Origin of the sequence: Nonomuraea sp. NPDC005692, from assembly GCF_040631115.1 — a bacterium.
In the GTDB taxonomy this organism is placed as follows: domain Bacteria; phylum Actinomycetota; class Actinomycetes; order Streptosporangiales; family Streptosporangiaceae; genus Nonomuraea.
This window is the reverse complement of the sequence record NZ_JBEXYU010000067.1, coordinates 1-15513: the sequence shown is the minus strand read 5'-3', so window position 1 is coordinate 15513 and position 15513 is coordinate 1. Positions and strand designations below refer to the sequence as shown.

Here is a 15513-nt window from a genome sequence, read left to right as displayed (position 1 = left end):
CGAGCTCAGTGCAGGGGTGCGCTTGACGTGCGGGAACACCCACTCCCACGTTCTGGGGGTCAAGGGGTCGCAGGTTCAAATCCTGTCGTCCCGACGGTTGTAAAAGGCCGATTGACTTGGGTGTAAGCCCAGATCAATCGGCCTTTTCTCGTGTCGCGATCTTGAGAGTGATTTTCTAGGCAACTCGCAGCTGGGGACCACTTGGGGACCACGTCGCCGCCATGTGCGCGCTGAGCGCATTCCCGGCCTCGGCGATGGCGCCGAGGTCTGGGTGGAGGTAGCGCTGTGTAGTCGTCAGACCCCTGGCCGGCGATCTTGCGAAGGACATGGAGGGGAACCCCGCCATCGGCCATCCACGTCAGCCCCGTATGGCGGAGATCGTGACGGCGAAGATGTTCGTAGCCGAGCTGGGTGACGACCTCGTCCCAGTGCGTCGCGTCGCGGAGGACCGCGGTGCTGATGCGACCACCCCGTGGCCCGGTTAACAGCCGGGCCTCAGGATCATCAGTGTCGACGGCTGCGAGCCGGTTGGAGACCAGGCCCCGGATCTCGGCGATGATCGGCACCTTGCGGGTCATTCTGCCGTACACGTTCGTGGCCGGTCAGAAGCACTGACGCTGAGTTGGCTGCAGCTGAACACGTTGACCCATCTCGCCCTGCATCCGAACGGTGTGACCCGTGATCAGCTGGCCACCGCGCTCTGGCCGGACGATCTCGGCAAGGACATCCACAACGCTCTCCGACATCTCCGAGGCGCGCTTGTGGCTGCGACAGGGCAGAAGAGCGTCGAGGCGAAGCGGGCACCGTTCATCAGTGCCTCGACCACGAAAGACCCCGGCGGTCTACCGCATCGATCGCGACCTCATCAGCGTTGACCTGTGGGACTACGACAAGGCGCTGGAGCGGATCAGGTCGGCCGTTGAGCCGGCCGACCGCCTCGTTGCCCTCACGAAGGCGGCCGAGCTGTGCACCGGAGAACTGGCGGAAGGGCTTACCGCAGAGTGGATCGAGGACCAGCGGTATCCGTTGACCCGCTCCCAGGCCGACGTTCTTGCGCAACTGGCGGAACACCTCACTGACGTGGACGCCGAGGGCGCGTTGGCCGCGCTGGAGCGTGCCCGCGAGCTGGACCCTGATACCGAAGAGACGTACTTCCGCATCATCCGGTTGCAGCTGCGGCTCGACCGGCGCGACGATGCCTCGCGGACCGCCGAGCTGCTACATCAGCACCAGCGCAGCCTTGGCGTGCCAGGGACTATCGGACGGAGAAACGCTGAGCGAGGTGCTCCACAGGTGACCGCGCCTTACGAGAACGCCAAGGCGCGGAAGGCGTTGCGGATCTCGGTCAGCGGCTGGCGATCGCGACCGTAGTAGACGCGTTGCCTTGCGACGTGAGTGACAAGCAGAGTGCCCGATTGTGGATCGGGGACATCTGGTGCTGTGGGGCCGCTGCCGCGGAGGCGATGGCGTACCTGGCCGGCCGGGTCCGGTCCGCCTGGTCCCGCATCATCTCAACCGCCGACGCCCCCTCGGAACCGCCCCGGATGACGAGGACGCGGTCGAGGTGTACTTCGCCTTCGGCCCGCGTCCGGAGCCGACGAGTCCTACTCCCTCACCACTCTGGAGGTGACCGGCCCGCCCTCGGCCTACTCAGCCGGGCCCAGCATGCATCCCTGACCTTCCCCGCATACGCTGCAGTCATCGCCGGAGGGCGCGCCCCCGGCACCTACCGCGGCGGCGGACACCCCTCACCCTGTCGCGTCCGTTTCGACGACACGGGGGCGATCTGCGAGTTCATGACCGTGGAACCCGTTCTATCAGGGGGAGGGAAGCTCTTCAGAGTGAGGAGAGGGGACTGCTCCGCACAGATATGTGGACTCCTCCAGTAGTTGTGGTGTCATCGTGATGCCTGTGAGCTCCTCGGCCAGGATGAACATCGGACCCTCGTGAGGGTCGGCGTCTGGGTAGACAGAATCGACCACGGCCATGGTGTCTGCGAGTTCATCCGGAACATCCGGGGCATACCCTTCCTGGGCTATGAAGCAGAACCGGAGCTCACTGTTTTCGATCCAGAAGAAGTAGTCGATGGCCTTGATCGAGAGAAAGAAGTGGGAGACGAGCCGGGTTCCTGCCGAGAGCGGCATGATCACCTCTTCGGCCATGCCGAGCGAGCCGCCAGGATCCACAAGCAAGGTCCAGTCTCCGATGGCTGTGGCGGCAATGAACCTATGCGAGGTGGACGGACTCGCGAAGGATGTGTTGAAGACATCGCTTTGCGTCATGGAAGTGAATTTCTCAGCACGTGCGCCGAGCCTGGCTATCACGTCCGAGGGCGTGATGCCCTGAACGTAGACGTAGCAGGTACCTTCCATGGCGTTGGCGAGATGGGAGTAGCTGCCAGGAATTGTGTTCATGCCCCCATCATTGCACTTGGCCTTGCCATGGATCGTCCTTTGTTCTCGATTGTGCATTAAACTGGCGGCGAGTGTCACTTCTGGCGCGGATGGTTGTGGGCGCCGGCGCTACGGCGAAGCTGACCAGCGTCCCCGTTTCACGGGTACGTGACCAGGCCTCCTGGGATGTTGCTAAGCCTGGGTATTGCTGCCGCTGGAATTCTCGCGTCTTCTGGATTGCGTATCTCGTCTGCGCTTGAATCTTCTGTTGAAGTTCAGTCGTCGCGGGGGGATCTCAAGAGATCCCCCCGCGACGATCGCTAGCTAGACGTCTAGGGCTCGATCTTTATCCAGAACGGGTTTCTCGGCCCTACGCGATAGCTTGAATAGAAAGCACTCAGTGCATTGCCATGGGCTCTGTTCTGAGTCGCTCTTACGGCGCGTACGGAATAGTGGCCCTTCACGTAACCGGCCCCTTGTTTGGTGGATGCGAAGGGATACTCGTCGCAATTGATGCCGGATGCCACCGGTGGCGTGTCATTAGCAGGGTACGGCGGGTACTTCGTCGGCATGTAATACTTGCAGTAATTGGTCCCGCGAGTCTGCCGCCAGTACTTGTACTCGTATTGTGTAGCGCCGACGTCCATGTGCATCGGGATGTTGGACCAAACTCCCCGATTGACACCCTCTTCCTCTTCGGTGATCTTCACCAGCGGCTTGGCCGTAAGATCATCCCAATTTCCGGGAATGTTCTTGACTTGTTCCGTGCCGAGAACTCTCCGGGTGGGGGATAGGACGGCTGACTCCAGTAGTGACCGGGCCTCAAGGGCGGGAAGGTGGTTTTGTTGACCTTGGGATCCATGGCGTCCTGGATATGTTCGATTGCTTGAATGAAATTGCTGTCAGCTGTTTTGGACATTGTGAAGATTCTGCCGGCTTGGGGGTTGATGCAGCCGCCGACATGTCGGTAATCGCCGAACCCCATGGCCATCTTGTCGCAGCGAAACCACGGTGCATACGTCTCCCATTGCTGGTTGACCGTGTCGCCCTTTCGTCGGACGAAGCGTTCGAGCCCGTTTTCGTCCTTGACGTACTGGCTCCACAAATAGTAGTACGACTCCTCGGCGGGCTTGTCGTACACGGCCACCATGGGAAGGATCGTGCAGTACGGTGCGTCCAGCGGGTTCGTGGTGTCGACCCGAATCGTCATCTCGAATTCGGGGCTTGTGTACCATGCGGAAACGTCTTTGATCTGACGGTCCCCCTTGCGGACCACGCAGGTCGATCCAGGATCTTGGGCCTTGAGGTTTACGCCGGCGCCCATGTTGAGGCCCTTCATCTGGGCCGGACTGATTTTGACCCTGCCTTGTGCGTCCTCTACTGCGATTTCGTCGATGCGCATCCAGATCTTGATGTCTTGTGGCTTCAGGTCGCCGGCCGGGTAGACGATGTTCTCGCCGACGGTGTCGCCGAGATAGCTGTGCATCACCCACGTGGCGCGAAAGCGGAGATTGTCGTCGTCTCTGAAGGCCCCGGCGCCAAAGTGCTTCGCAAGAAGCATGAAGGCATTGGACCTCGTCTGAGACTTCACCATTCGCTTGCTGGTGGAGTCTTCTTCCTCGTAATCCGTGAGGTAGTAGTAGGCGGACCGGCAGGAGGCGTAAGGCTTTTCCTGGATACGCGCCTGGAAGTAATTATAGTCTCCCTGCGTATTCATGCAGTCCGCTGTGTTCATGTGTTCGTAATTAAATTTGCCGGCCGTTGCCGCGTCGGCTGTCGCCGGGGCAGCCGGGCTCAGCTCGTTCAGGGATTCCGATCCTGAACTGACTGCGGATGTAGTCCGGGAGTGCAGATCTGCGATGTCCGTGCTGCTCAGCGCTCGCTGAAACAGCTTCATGTCGTCGACGCTGCCAGCCATGCTGGACCCGATCCGCATGGGGGTTTCAGCATGCCACGTTTGCTGGGCCAGCTGATTGGTGCCGATCTGGCTGCCGTTGAGGTAGAGCGTAGCGGTCTTGGTCGCCGCGTCATAAGTACCAGCGAGGTGGAACCATTCGCCTACCGGCGGCTCGACCCCGGACTGAATGCCTTGGATCGTCGGGTCGGCGGCATCGGCGCTAGGCATCGTGAACACCAGTCCGTGGTCCGGCGTGTTGCCGAGCCGGAACGGTGCTTGGTGGGTGCCGCGCTGCTCGGCAACAGAGAAGTTGCCCTCCTTGTCGCTCCATCGGAGCCAGGAAGCGACGGTGAAGCTTTGATCCGTTCGAAGCACCGGCCCAGTAGTTTGCGCAAGTGGTTCCTCGCCTGGATCCGTCACGTCCACAGCAAATAGCTGCCAGTCAGACCAGGCGGAGGCACGATCACCTGCTGTGGCCCGAGCGCGCCAGCGCACTTTCCAGCCATCAGCAAGCAGGTTGTCCGGGACGGTGACAATGGCCTGGCTGCCGGACGCAACGTTGTCGGCCGCCCCCGCCCAGATTTGGCCGGTGCCTTGCCCGGCCGCAGCTGGATCGTGCTCCAGCTCGAACTCCGCCCGGAGGGTAGCTGCCGTGCCATCGCTCACCTGCGCGAGCAGATTGGGGGTGAGGCTACTGACGATGGTGCTGCCGTCGACCTGGTGTGCGGGGGCGACCTGGAGCGTACCCACGGTGGGATTCGGCTGGGGGGCAGGGAGGTGGACCGTAACGTTCTGCCACACCGACCACGCTGACGTTGTCGCGGCGATTGCATTGACTGCTCGGGCGCGCCAGCGGATGTTCCAGCCGTCGCTCAGCTTTTCTGCCGGGACGCTGACGACGGACTGCTCGCCAGAGGCGACCGAAGGTGAGATGTGTGACCAGATCCGGCCAACACCCTGGCCAGTCGAAGACGGGTCATGCTCGACCTCGAACTCGCCGGCCAGGTTTCCGCCGATGGCGTCGGCGACGGTTGCTGCCAGTTGTGGCGTGAGCGAACTGGTCACCGTGGCGCCATTCACGGTCTGTGCGGGAGTGATGCTCAGCCCGGTGACGGTCGGCGACGACGCAGGACCGCTGGTGGTGATAACAAGCTTCGGCGGAACACCAAAGCTCTCAGTGTTCTCTGCCGCGGTGTACGTGCGGTAATTTTTGACGGTGCTCTCTGCGGGTGTTTTGAGCACCAAGCCGTGGTTCGTCGCGCCAGAGGCCCAGTCCTGGGCGATTCCGGTGACGTTCCAGTCCATTGTGTCTGGCCATGTGGAGCAGCTCGGAGTGACGCCCTTGGTATTGGTCGAGGCGTCCTCGGTGGTTAACGTGGGCTTGTTGGCCCAATAAAGATTGGTTGGGTCCCAGCTGCTGGTCAGGCGGGCGACCTGGATGCCGGTGCCGACCGTGGGGCCGCAGGCAGGGGAGTCGATGTTGTTCATTGACAGCTTGGCGTCGGTGACGGTGGCGCCTGTCAGTGAACTGGTGTCGAACTTCAGATGCACTCGATGCTGAAGGTTGTCCTGGGTTCCGGCCATAATAAAGCCGTAGGTCCCGTTGGCGGGGTTGCTCGCATTGTGACTGCTGACGAGTTCGATGTCGGTGCTGAGCGGTAGTGTGGCGGTCGCCGGATTCACAAGAACGGGGTAGATGGTCGCCTGATGAGCCAGGAACGCATGATCCGGCTTGAGGACAAGCTCAGTGCCCCCGTCCTTTGCGACCACATCGACATCGACTTTCGCATGCTTGGCGAAAGGAAGGCGCCCTTGCGCGCTGGCGTCCCACATCAGCGGCTGCGGAGCCGAGGCGACAAGCTTCTTGCTTGCATCCTTCAGTAGCAGTCGTCCACCCTTGTCCTTGCTCAGGGTGAGGTCTTCGTCTTCGACGCCGATGCGCATCTCCAGCGGCTTCGATGGCCGCTGCCGCAGTATGACGTCGTGCCGAAACCCAGTGGGTAGCGCGGTCACCACCAGGTCTGCCCCGACACCAGCTGCATCGGTGTATGTTGCGACACTCCCCTTGACGGTCGGCTTGGGCAGTGGCGTTGGCCACCGCAGCGCGTATGACTTCCCGTCAACGGCCATCTTCACGAACGGGTCCGAGCCTCCGGCCGAGATCTCCACGACAGCACCATCGACAATGGCCTTGGGGCGTAGTCTGCCGCCCTGTTCTGCCAGGGTGGTGTCGATGGGTACCCATTCGTTCCCCAGCTTGGTCCGGACGGGGGCAGTTGTTACCTCGGTCTTGAACGTCTTCCCGTCAGGCAGGGCGTAGGTGATGCTCGTCGCGGTCGTCTCATCAACGACTTCCATGGCGGCATTCTGCTTGGCCGCCGACTTCGGCCAGCTGAGAGAACTGTCCGGCGACGTCCCACCCGCACGCGCAGCGCTGGCCATGGAGATGCGATACGGCCGGGAGAAGGCGAACCTCAGCCTGCAAGATCTCGCTCAGTGCATGTACTCGTCGAAGGCGACCGTGAGTCGCTGGCTCAACGCGAAGGCGATGCCGGATGAGAAGCAGGCCATCGACTGGGCCGAGCAGTGCGGCACCGATGTCGCGGTCATGACCGACCTGTGGCGGCGCGCCAGAAGCGATGCCGTCACTGAAGCCCCGTCGGAGCCGCCCCAGGGACTACGCCGTGTCCGGGTGCTCGCAGTCATAGCTGTCGCGGCGATCGCGGTGGTGACCATGATCGTGCTGCTCAACCGAGGCCCGCAACGCCCCCCGTGCGCACTCGACTATCCGATCGCCTTGTACGTGCCCGCCCAGAGCGGTGAGGTCATGGATGTCACGGTCGAAGTGAAGTGCACGCTGGACAGTCAACGCAAGCATTTCGTGGTGGAAGAGGTCCCCAATGTGGACCTGCGAAACCCGCATCCCGCCTACTACGTCAAGGCGCGCATCGTGCGAACCCGCTTGGGCGAGTCGTCCGTCCTCCGAATGATTCTCAAGGAGCCGGTCGGCCTGCGAGCCAAGTTCTACGTCATCAGCGTGGACGCCGCAGGAGAACGCGCGCTGGAGCAGAACCGCGTGGTCGATGACGGGCTCCTCGACCTGCCGGAAGGTACTCGGCAGGAATCCACGACAAGCTGGCATGTCAAGGCTTGGCAGTAACGTCCCGTCCTCGGCCAGTAGTACCACGACCACCCCCAGGTAGAAGGTCCTCCATGAGCGCGCGGTCGCCACCCCAGGGTGCTCTACAACGATGATCGCCTACGACCGGGGCGTAGCGGTGCCCAGGCTGCGTCCGGCGCATTATGCTCGGCCTCACCCGGGTGCCCTTCGTCTCCGGCTACGTGACGTCCATCCTCGCCGGCAAGGACGTCAAAATCGCCGACGTCATGCGCCAGGCGTCCGGCACCCCCACCAGACCGATGGTCGCGTAGCGCCGCAGGGCGGTTCATGACCTTTCCCCCTTTCGGTTCTTGCTTGGCGTCCGCATTCTGCCTGCCGGGCGACGGTCCCAGGAAACCGCAGGCATTGTGCCGCTGCTGATACCTATGTCCTCGCCCGTGCCGGGACTGCGAGATCCTGTCCCTGATATCAGGAAGGACGGGGCACGTGAGAGAAGAGCCTGTCGAGCGGACCCGTCTCGGTCCGCGTGGCCGGGTGCTGGCCATGACGGCAGCGGCAGCGGTGGTGCTGGGTGTGCTGGCGGTCGCCGCACTGGATCGGCCTCCGGACTCCGGTTCCGGCGTCGGCCCCGTAGCCGTCACTGAGTCGGCACCGACCATCGCCGAGCCGCCGGACGCGGGCGCGACCCACACCGTCGAGCCGTCGGAGGAGACCGCGCAACCGACGCCGACCTGGGAGGGGCCGACGGTCCCGCCGATCGATGACTCCCTGGCCCGCGGTGTGGCGTCGGCGCCCGTCACGATCGTCGAGTTCGGCGACTTCAAGTGCGTGAACTGCGGAAGATTCGCCCGCGAGATCAAGCCCGAGCTGCGCCGCCGCTACATCGACACGGGTGTCGTACGGCTGTTCTGGCGCGACTTCCCCGCCCAGGGCCGCCAGTCCATGCGGGCCGCGATAGCCGGACGCGCGGCGGCTCGGCAAGGTAAGTTCTGGGCCTTCCACGACGCGGTCTACGCTGACCAGTCCGGTGGCCTCGGCGAGGAGAAGCTGCGCTCGCTGGCGGCCAGGATCGGCCTCGACATGGCCGCCTTCGACGCCGACCGCCGTGATCCGGCCCTGCGCGAGGCGGTGGAGCAGGATTTCGCCTTCGGCGCCCAGCTCGGCATGCCCGGCACCCCGGGGTTCCTGATCAACGGCATGTTCTTCTTCGGAGCCCAGCCGCTGTCGGAGTTCGTCAAGCAGATCGAGAAGGCCCGCCATGAGTGAGGTCGGGTACGCCGCTGCCTTCCTGGGCGGGCTGTTCGCCCTCCTCAGCCCGTGCAGTGCGTTGCTGCTGCCCGCCTTCTTCGCCTATGCCTTCCCCGGGAATGCCGCCCTGGTCGGCCGCACGCTTCTGTTCTACCTGGGCCTGTGCGCGGTGCTGGTCCCGCTGGGGATGGGCTCCGCACTGGTCACCGGCTTCTTCTACGGCCACCAAGACGTGTTGATCACGGCAGCGGGAGCGATGCTGATCCTGCTCGGTGTGCTGCAGCTGACGGGGCAGGGCTGGGCGATCGGTCCGCTGGAACGGCTGCGCGGCCATGTCCGCGGGGACTCGCCCGGTGCCGTGCTGGCGCTGGGCGCCGTCTCGGGGTTGGCCGGGTTCTGCGCCGGGCCGGTGCTCGGCGCGGTGCTCACCATCGCCGCCGCGTCCGGCAGCACGCTGCGCGGCGCCGTGCTGCTGGCTCTGTACGCGGCGGGCATGGCCGCGCCCTTGCTGGCTCTGGCCCTCGTGTGGCAGCGCTTCGACCTCGGCCGCCGGCGCTGGCTGCGCGGCCGTGGCCTGCGGCTCGGCGGGTTGCGCCTGCACACCACGACCGTGGCCTCCGGGCTTGTCTTCATCGTCCTCGGGGTGCTCTTCCTGGCCTTCGACGGCACCCGGACCCTGACGATGCCGATCCCCGAGGCATGGGAGGCCGGCCTCCAGCAGGTGGCGGCAGCCGTATCGGTGCCGGATCTACTGGTGGTCGCGGGAGCAGGAGTCGCTCTGGGCGTACTCATTGTTCGGCGGCTGCGAAAAACAGGGAAATGATCACGCGGCCCCTCCCCGGCCACAAATAGGCAAGACAAGCGGACATCGCACGGCCGGCGGACGTCAGCTCTGCGGAAACCCGCCGCCTGAAACAGGGGGAGCTCGAGCGCATCCGACGTCGTAGCGTGCCGAATGCGCGCGTCGAGTACCTCATCTGGAGCGGCGTCGGACGCACCCCGGCGGCGAGCGCGTTCCTCGACCTGCTGGACCTGCCGGACCGCTGACTATCGGGGCTGCGGTGCAGGACGAACACTGCGCATGCCGATGGCTACATCCGCCCAGGTCATGCATCTGAGAGGGCTTCGGGTGCCAGACGCGAGTTCCTGTCGCCCGGAGACGGAAACGCGTACGACAGGATGGTCCGCTGCGCTTCTTCGCCTGGCCTACCTGACCGTCACGAACGCTATCGCCGCGCTGCGATCACCACCCATGGGCGATCGGGACACGGACGTGGAGCTTCTCGTCCTGCGTCACCAGATCACTGTCCTGGAACGCCAGCTCGGCGCTGACATCAGAGTGAGATGCGCACCCGAGGATCAGGCCTTTCTCGCCGCGCTCCTGGCCTCGCTGCACCGCGAGGTCCTGTGCCGGCTTCGGCTTCTCGTCCGGCCGGAGACCGTCCTGCGTTGGCATCGCGATCTGATGAAACGACGTGACACCCCGTGCCTACAGGCCGAAGCGGGCCGGTCGCCCGCCCACGGTGCGCTGCATCCGCGTTCTCATCCTGCGTCTTGTTCGGGAGAACCCGAGCCGGGGCTACCGGCGGGTTCACGGCGAGCTCACAACGCTCGGTATCAAGGTGGCACCCTCCACGGTGTGGGAGATCAGCAAGCCGGCAGGTTTGATCCGGCGCCACCCGCGCCCCGCCGCAAATTGGGTCGCCCAGGCGATGAGGAACCTGGTGATGGACCTGGACGATGCGAGTTGTCGGGCGCGTTTCTGCTCCGAGATCGGGGTGGGGAGTTCCCCGCTGTCATGAAGGAGATCCTCACCGAGGCCGGCATCAAGACATTCTTGCCCTCATTCCTGAGCCGCCGGCGTCCTGAGCGGTCCGCTCGCCGCCTGGCATGCCCTACGAGGGGCAGGGCGACTCCATCTGCCCCGGTCCTACGAAAGATGGCGGGTTGGTCGGCGGGACCGTAGACCACGGAGGGCTTCGCGTCGTGCCCGGCGGCCGCGGTGCCCGCAGGACGCCCTCCGCGCCGGCCGCTGGCGGAGGTAGGTTGTTGACGAGCGATCGGGACAAGGTGAGCCGACATGGCGCATCGAGTTCGAGGGGTGTCGAAACAGAGAAGCGGAGACCGACATGGAATCCGTTGATCTTCCAACGGCATCCGTCCCTCTACACGCGGTGGTCGCCCCAAGAGCTATGTGCCCTGCACGGGATGTGGTTTCCCAGACCGCGCCTTACCTCAGGGCTGGGCTGTTGCAGTGTGACCTCGTCCCACAATCCGTGGGACGAGGTTCCCCGACTACACGTTCGTGCCTGCCATCGGAAAGGACGGGGTCGATGTCCCTAGCCCTTCGTAAGGACAGCTAGCACAAGGTGTGGGCTGCGATCGGTGAAACGGTCAGCAGCCCCTACGTCTGGCTCCTGCCGATCGCTCTACCAGTCGTGGCGTTTCTGGGAGTCCTTCGCCTGATGGCCAAGGGCGACGCACACAAGGTGGAGTCGCTAAAGTGGAAGACCAGATTCCTTGGTGAGCTTGAGCTGACCTTCCGCGAATCGGACTCCTCCGACATGGGGGACAGCAGCGGCGATGCCTTACCGGGCAACGTACCTGCATGGAAGAGATGGTGGCGTCGCCTACATAGGCGGGAGTGACCGCTCCTCCGAGGCGTGAGCTCTCGAACCTTCCGCGGCCCCGGACATCCATCATGGCCGGGGCCTGCTGCTCCTCCCGCCACCACTGCCGGACGGTGATCACGCCTCCGACACCTCCCGCACTCGGCGGGCGCGGGGCGAACAGCCATGCCGAGCCCGCCGGCGCGAGACGGGGCGGCCCAGCGTAGGAGACGAGCCCGCCCGCGTTGACTTCCGGGCGGATGGGCCGCCTACTGCTTATAGGAAGGGCTTGGCTCCGTAACACGGGAGGGCTCATGGCCAAGAAGGGCAGCGCGGAGAGGGCGATCGAGAAGGTTGAAGAAGAGATCATCCGCGACACGCCGGACGGCGGGTTGAAGGGCGCCGTGAAGGGTGCGGACAGGGGGGCCACCGCCGGCATCGTGCTCGGCGGCTTGGCCGGCGCCGAGGGCGGCCTGACCGGCATGGCGGTCGGTGCTCATCTCGGCGGCATCGCCGGGGGAATCCGCGGCGCCGTTCTCGGGGCGAAGAAGAAGAGGCAGAAGGACTGAGGCCCCTGCCACACCGTGAGGGGCATCGGGTCGCAGGCCGAGCGCCCCTCACGCTGGTGCACTTCGTGGTCAGGGCCCGGAGGGCGGGGTCGGGGCGAACGCTGCCCAGTTGCCGGTGATCAGACCGTAGTAGGCATCCTCCCCCCGGCCGTGTCCTAGCCCCAAACTATGCTGATCTGCGCAGGTCAACCGGTTTCCGAGAAGATCGTGTTCTCGGGAGCGGAGACGGTCCCGGCCGGGAGGCTGGCTCGAGGGGTGCCCCGAGTTCGTTCGGCTGTGAGCGGCTGATTTCGTGCTCGTCTCCTCGCAGCGCCAAGCCTTGTTGGTTTGTGGCGTCAGGTTCACGGGCTCTGGCTTCGACGGACCTGCCAGCTCTGTGAGTCGACGCCGTAATGGACCTGGCCGTCCTCGGTGCGGTAGGCCACCGAGACCGGCACGGTGAGAGCATCCAAGGAGCCGGCGGTCACCGCCGAGAGGAGGAACCGGGCGGCCTCGGACCCGACCGCGAGCTCGTCGACCAGGTCGGCGCGGTAGGTGTCCCGATTGACGGGCTGCGCGAAGGAGGCTTCGACGGCGGCGCCGGAGAAGGAGCCGGCGTCGAGGATCAGCCGCGGGAGCCGTACCAGCACGTGGACGACGGCGGTCTCCTCCGCCGATCCGGCGTAGGTGATGCTGCGCTGGAGAACGATCATCGAAGCCCGCTCCGCCTGCCGACGAAGTCAGTGTGAGCGTCGTCGGCGACCCCGGCAATATCCAGCCGCTGGCAGCATCCGGCCTTGGACGTGTCTCAAGGTCGGGTGAGCCAATCGTTGATCGCAGCTAGGTGCACGCCTGCCTGGTACCGACCACGGCCATCGTTATCTGGGGTAGTCAAGCGACCTGGCTGGTCAGCCGCGTGAAGGTCTGTCAGGCACGTCAGGCAAGTGGGCTCAGCATGCCGAGCATGGTGAACTCCGGCGTGAAGGCAATCGAGCGTGTGGAGAGCGATCGATCAGCGTTGCGCGCGCGGCTGGCTGGAACTGTCATTGCCTGCGCCGTCCATGCGGTACCTGGCCACGGGTGAGGACGGGTTCCTGCTGGAGCTGAAGTCCGACCCCGGGCGGCTGGGGTTGTGTACCCCTGCAGCGTCTCGGTTTCCTGCAGTGTGCTGGAAGTCCTTGGCCGGCACCTCGCGGGCGAGCGGCGCCGTCCAATGGGTCCACTGGGACTCCGGCACCGCCCACCTGCTGCCCCGGCTGCTGTGCCTGCCCGACGGCAGCGCACGCACGCACGGACCGCTGTTCTTGGCCCAGCGTTGTCCCGTCCCCGCCCGTGTCGGGGCAGGCCGGCGACGAGTCGGGCGCGCCCCTATCGGCGGTGCACGTACAGGTAGACGGTGAAGAAGCCGTCCTCTTCGCACTTGTAGGTGCGGTAGACGCCGTTCTGCACACCGATCCTGCCGGTGCTGTCGCAGATGGCATAGGCGCGCTCGATGGGCCACCTGGTCCAGGAATCGATCGGACCTTCCCACCCGTCGGCGTGCGCGGCACTTCCTACGGCAAGCCCTCCGGCCACCGCGACGACGGCCACGGCGACGGCGATGATCTTTCGCATGTCGGTTCCCCTTAACTGTCGCTCCCTAAGAGCGACGCGCTTGATCCGTTCAGCTACTTAGAGTGATATGTCGTCACGAGGTTGCCTGGGTCGCCTCTGACGGTGCCGGGCGCTCACCGCACCCTTGCCGGAATGCCGCAGACATCGCCGAAAGTATCGACTACCTGCGCGAGCGGCCCTTGGAGCGGACGGGGCGTGCCGGTTCTCCAGGTCGAGGTCCTCGACGTTGAGGGCGAGGACCTCGACGGCTCCGGCCGTGGCCGCGGCCAAGACCGCGAACATGAAACGGCCCTCCTTTGGAGGCCAGATCAAAGTTCTCCGTCAGCGGCACCACGGTGATGCCGCAGTCGCGCAGCTCGTTGACCGTGGTCAGCACGTGCCCCGCTGAGCGGCCCCACCGGTCGGACTTCCAGAACTTCAGGGTGGCGCCCGCCTCGGGCAGCGCCAGGAGCGCCTCCCATGCCTGGCGGGTGGGCGGCATGGAGCCCGGTCAGGCCCAGGCGCTGTACCCGATGGCGTCCCGGTAGACGGTGGCGGGACATTCGAGCACCTCGCCGCCGGGCATGTGCAGGTTGAGCCGCCCGCCGTTGGTGGGCTTGCAGTGAGTGACGAAGACCGGCCCGGGATAGCGGACGCTCTCGGGACGGATGCAGTCCACTTCGTACAGCCCCAGCGGGTTGCGGAGGCGGATGGCGCCGACGAATCCCGGATCGGTGCACTCACCGACCATGCGGGCCGCACCGGAGTCACCCGCCCGATCGGTCCGCACACCGTCAGCGGCGGCCGGAGCCGCCAAGACACCTGTGGCTAGCGCGGCGAAAGCCGCCACGACTGTGGTCGCGCGTAGGTGGGAACGCACATGAACCCCTCTCTCCATCCGCTGGCATCCAGCGGCTGAGCTTCCGGAACTATGACTGGTATCGGGGCCCGGTTGGGCGCCATGCGAGTCAGCAAAGCCATGAAGCCGAGGTGTCCAACAGTGACTCGGACAGGCTCGTCCAGACTCGACCACCGGACGGCCGGCAGCCGCCGACCCTGTACCGCTTCAAACTCATCACGTAGGGCCTGAGCTGGGTGTTCTCCGGGGCAGCTACGCGGCTCGGCGGTATTCGTTGATCAGTCCGCCGAGCACCCTCCGGCGTTCGATCCGGCCTTCCGGCGGGACGGCGGTCTGCTCGTCGTGATCGGGTGGCCGCTGCGCGCGGGACTGGTGCGGCCGATGCCGTTGTAGTGATCGACGTACTCACCGAGCACCTAGTGCAGATGCCGTTCGCCGTAGATCAGCATGCGGTCGGTGCACTCGGCCCGTACGGTGCGTACATCTCCGCCCTCACGCGTCCATGTTCAGCAGGCCCGCAACCTGCTCATGGCAACGGCGGTAGCTGCCAGCGCCGCCCCGGCCGTTACCCGAGACGACCGCGTCGCCGGTGGAGGGTACACCGCTGCATCAGGGTTCGCGGCGCACGGGGACTCCGGCGACGCGGCGGTCGTGGCACCTCTCGTGCGGGATCCGGGCGAGTTCGATGATCGGGATCATGACGATCCACCCGAGTCGGCTCGAACGCCCGTCCGGATGGTCGCCCTCGAAGCGCTGGCCCGGCTGCGGGGCCGGGGATGTTCGCCGGGGTGTTCGACGACGCGCTTCAGGACGGCGATCTCCGGGTTCGGGGGCGGGCCGCGCTGGGCGCTTCGGCCGGGGCGCTGCTGGCGCGGCTCGCCGTTGAGGGCGATCGGGGGGTGCGGTACCGGATCGCGGTCGGGCTGCTCGCCGGTGACGTCGGCCGCGACCAGGCGGTTGCGGCCCTCGAACGGCTGCGCGGCGGCGACGATCCGGCTGCGCCGGCCTTGGGGCAGGCGTGTCCACGACAGCGTGCGGTGCGGGCCAGGCGACCATCACGCCCCATCCAGGGGCCGCCGCGTAGACCGCCGCGAGTGCCGCCTTTCTGCGCCTCCGGCCCGACCCTCTGGAACTGACGACCATCGTTGCGCCGCCGGATGGCCTGCTTGCCTTCGAGCGCGCTCGAATGTCTATCTTCGCCGTCATGACTACGACAAACGGGACCAAGACCTGGATCATCACCGG

16 protein-coding genes are annotated in these 15513 nt (G+C 65.4%); 7 read left to right on the top strand and 9 right to left on the bottom strand.

The features are described from left to right. Nucleotides 1-59: 59 nt before the first annotated feature. Nucleotides 60-578, bottom strand: a complete 519-nt coding sequence (locus tag ABZ459_RS52325; RefSeq protein ID WP_357988957.1) for a hypothetical protein — start codon at nt 576-578, stop codon at nt 60-62. Between the two features lie 235 nt (nt 579-813). On the opposite strand from ABZ459_RS52325, the gene ABZ459_RS52320 reads away from it, so the two are divergent. Beyond that, nucleotides 814-1371 carry a bacterial transcriptional activator domain-containing protein gene (locus ABZ459_RS52320; RefSeq protein ID WP_357988955.1) on the top strand — a complete coding sequence of 186 codons (558 nt, stop codon included), beginning with the start codon at nt 814-816 and terminating at the stop codon, nt 1369-1371. A gap of 446 nt (nt 1372-1817) precedes the next feature. On the opposite strand, the gene ABZ459_RS52315 is transcribed toward ABZ459_RS52320, so the two are convergent. The 3 genes from ABZ459_RS52315 to ABZ459_RS52305 form a co-directional block, all read right to left on the bottom strand. Next, nucleotides 1818-2414: a DUF6461 domain-containing protein gene (locus tag ABZ459_RS52315; RefSeq protein WP_357988953.1), complete on the bottom strand. Its 597-nt coding sequence runs from the start codon at nt 2412-2414 to the stop codon at nt 1818-1820. A 311-nt stretch (nt 2415-2725) separates the two neighbouring features. Continuing rightward, entirely contained in the window at nt 2726-2965 is a 240-nt protein-coding gene (locus ABZ459_RS52310) for a NucA/NucB deoxyribonuclease domain-containing protein (RefSeq protein WP_357988959.1), read from the bottom strand. A gap of 134 nt (nt 2966-3099) precedes the next feature. Beyond that, nucleotides 3100-6648 carry a DNRLRE domain-containing protein gene (locus tag ABZ459_RS52305; RefSeq protein ID WP_357988951.1) on the bottom strand — a complete coding sequence of 1183 codons (3549 nt, stop codon included), beginning with the start codon at nt 6646-6648 and terminating at the stop codon, nt 3100-3102. On the opposite strand from ABZ459_RS52305, the gene ABZ459_RS52300 reads away from it, so the two are divergent. The 4 genes from ABZ459_RS52300 to ABZ459_RS52285 all read left to right on the top strand — a co-directional run bounded on the left by ABZ459_RS52300 (nt 6614) and on the right by ABZ459_RS52285 (nt 9482). Then, complete coding sequence (locus tag ABZ459_RS52300; RefSeq protein WP_357988949.1) at nt 6614-7450, top strand: helix-turn-helix transcriptional regulator; 837 nt, start codon at nt 6614-6616, stop codon at nt 7448-7450. The two genes, ABZ459_RS52305 and ABZ459_RS52300, sit on opposite strands and share 35 nt — an antisense overlap. Nucleotides 7451-7593: 143 nt before the next feature. Beyond that, complete coding sequence (locus ABZ459_RS52295) at nt 7594-7722, top strand: hypothetical protein (RefSeq protein ID WP_357988947.1); 129 nt, start codon at nt 7594-7596, stop codon at nt 7720-7722. Nucleotides 7723-7897: 175 nt separating this feature from the next. Further along, the gene (locus ABZ459_RS52290; protein WP_357988945.1) at nt 7898-8677 is read left to right on the top strand and encodes a thioredoxin domain-containing protein; all 780 of its coding nucleotides are present in this window, start codon (nt 7898-7900) and stop codon (nt 8675-8677) included. Next, nucleotides 8670-9482, top strand: a complete 813-nt coding sequence (locus tag ABZ459_RS52285) for a cytochrome c biogenesis protein CcdA (protein WP_357988943.1) — start codon at nt 8670-8672, stop codon at nt 9480-9482. The genes ABZ459_RS52290 and ABZ459_RS52285 overlap by 8 nt, the downstream gene beginning before the upstream one ends. A gap of 420 nt (nt 9483-9902) precedes the next feature. Here the strand turns inward: ABZ459_RS52285 and ABZ459_RS52280 are convergent, their stop codons facing one another. Continuing rightward, on the bottom strand, nt 9903-10115 hold the full coding sequence (locus ABZ459_RS52280; RefSeq protein ID WP_357988941.1) for a hypothetical protein: 213 nt from the start codon (nt 10113-10115) through the stop codon (nt 9903-9905). 1467 nt (nt 10116-11582) lie between these two features. Between ABZ459_RS52280 and ABZ459_RS52275 the strand changes: the two genes are divergently transcribed. After that, on the top strand, nt 11583-11837 hold the full coding sequence (locus tag ABZ459_RS52275) for a hypothetical protein (protein ID WP_357988939.1): 255 nt from the start codon (nt 11583-11585) through the stop codon (nt 11835-11837). 341 nt (nt 11838-12178) lie between these two features. Here ABZ459_RS52275 and ABZ459_RS52270 read toward each other — a convergent pair whose 3' ends face one another. The 4 genes from ABZ459_RS52270 to ABZ459_RS52255 form a co-directional block, all read right to left on the bottom strand. Then, nucleotides 12179-12529, bottom strand: a complete 351-nt coding sequence (locus tag ABZ459_RS52270; RefSeq protein WP_357988937.1) for a hypothetical protein — start codon at nt 12527-12529, stop codon at nt 12179-12181. A 655-nt stretch (nt 12530-13184) separates the two neighbouring features. Further along, nucleotides 13185-13430 (bottom strand): hypothetical protein, encoded by a 246-nt coding sequence (locus ABZ459_RS52265; protein WP_357988935.1) that lies wholly within the window; start codon nt 13428-13430, stop codon nt 13185-13187. Between the two features lie 160 nt (nt 13431-13590). Then, a complete protein-coding gene (locus ABZ459_RS52260; protein ID WP_357988933.1) occupies nt 13591-13911 on the bottom strand; it encodes a recombinase family protein in 321 nt (106 codons plus the stop codon). A 9-nt stretch (nt 13912-13920) separates the two neighbouring features. Continuing rightward, nucleotides 13921-14199, bottom strand: coding sequence for a hypothetical protein (locus ABZ459_RS52255; RefSeq protein WP_357988931.1), 279 nt, complete (start codon nt 14197-14199; stop codon nt 13921-13923). An 857-nt stretch (nt 14200-15056) separates the two neighbouring features. Here ABZ459_RS52255 and ABZ459_RS52250 point away from each other — a divergent pair. Further along, nucleotides 15057-15404, top strand: coding sequence for a hypothetical protein (locus ABZ459_RS52250; RefSeq protein ID WP_357988929.1), 348 nt, complete (start codon nt 15057-15059; stop codon nt 15402-15404). Nucleotides 15405-15513: the final 109 nt, after the last annotated feature.

Coding starts and splice junctions, on each gene's coding strand:
- ABZ459_RS52295 (WP_357988947.1), top strand. CDS start 7,594: ATGCTCGGCCTCACCCGGGTGCCCTTCGTCTCCGGCTACGTGACGTCC.
- ABZ459_RS52270 (WP_357988937.1), bottom strand. CDS start 12,529: ATGATCGTTCTCCAGCGCAGCATCACCTACGCCGGATCGGCGGAGGAG.
- ABZ459_RS52260 (WP_357988933.1), bottom strand. CDS start 13,911: ATGCCGCCCACCCGCCAGGCATGGGAGGCGCTCCTGGCGCTGCCCGAG.
- ABZ459_RS52275 (WP_357988939.1), top strand. CDS start 11,583: ATGGCCAAGAAGGGCAGCGCGGAGAGGGCGATCGAGAAGGTTGAAGAA.
- ABZ459_RS52265 (WP_357988935.1), bottom strand. CDS start 13,430: ATGCGAAAGATCATCGCCGTCGCCGTGGCCGTCGTCGCGGTGGCCGGA.
- ABZ459_RS52305 (WP_357988951.1), bottom strand. CDS start 6,648: ATGGAAGTCGTTGATGAGACGACCGCGACGAGCATCACCTACGCCCTG.
- ABZ459_RS52315 (WP_357988953.1), bottom strand. CDS start 2,414: ATGAACACAATTCCTGGCAGCTACTCCCATCTCGCCAACGCCATGGAA.
- ABZ459_RS52280 (WP_357988941.1), bottom strand. CDS start 10,115: ATGCCAACGCAGGACGGTCTCCGGCCGGACGAGAAGCCGAAGCCGGCA.
- ABZ459_RS52310 (WP_357988959.1), bottom strand. CDS start 2,965: ATGCCGACGAAGTACCCGCCGTACCCTGCTAATGACACGCCACCGGTG.
- ABZ459_RS52325 (WP_357988957.1), bottom strand. CDS start 578: ATGACCCGCAAGGTGCCGATCATCGCCGAGATCCGGGGCCTGGTCTCC.
- ABZ459_RS52285 (WP_357988943.1), top strand. CDS start 8,670: ATGAGTGAGGTCGGGTACGCCGCTGCCTTCCTGGGCGGGCTGTTCGCC.
- ABZ459_RS52300 (WP_357988949.1), top strand. CDS start 6,614: ATGCTCGTCGCGGTCGTCTCATCAACGACTTCCATGGCGGCATTCTGC.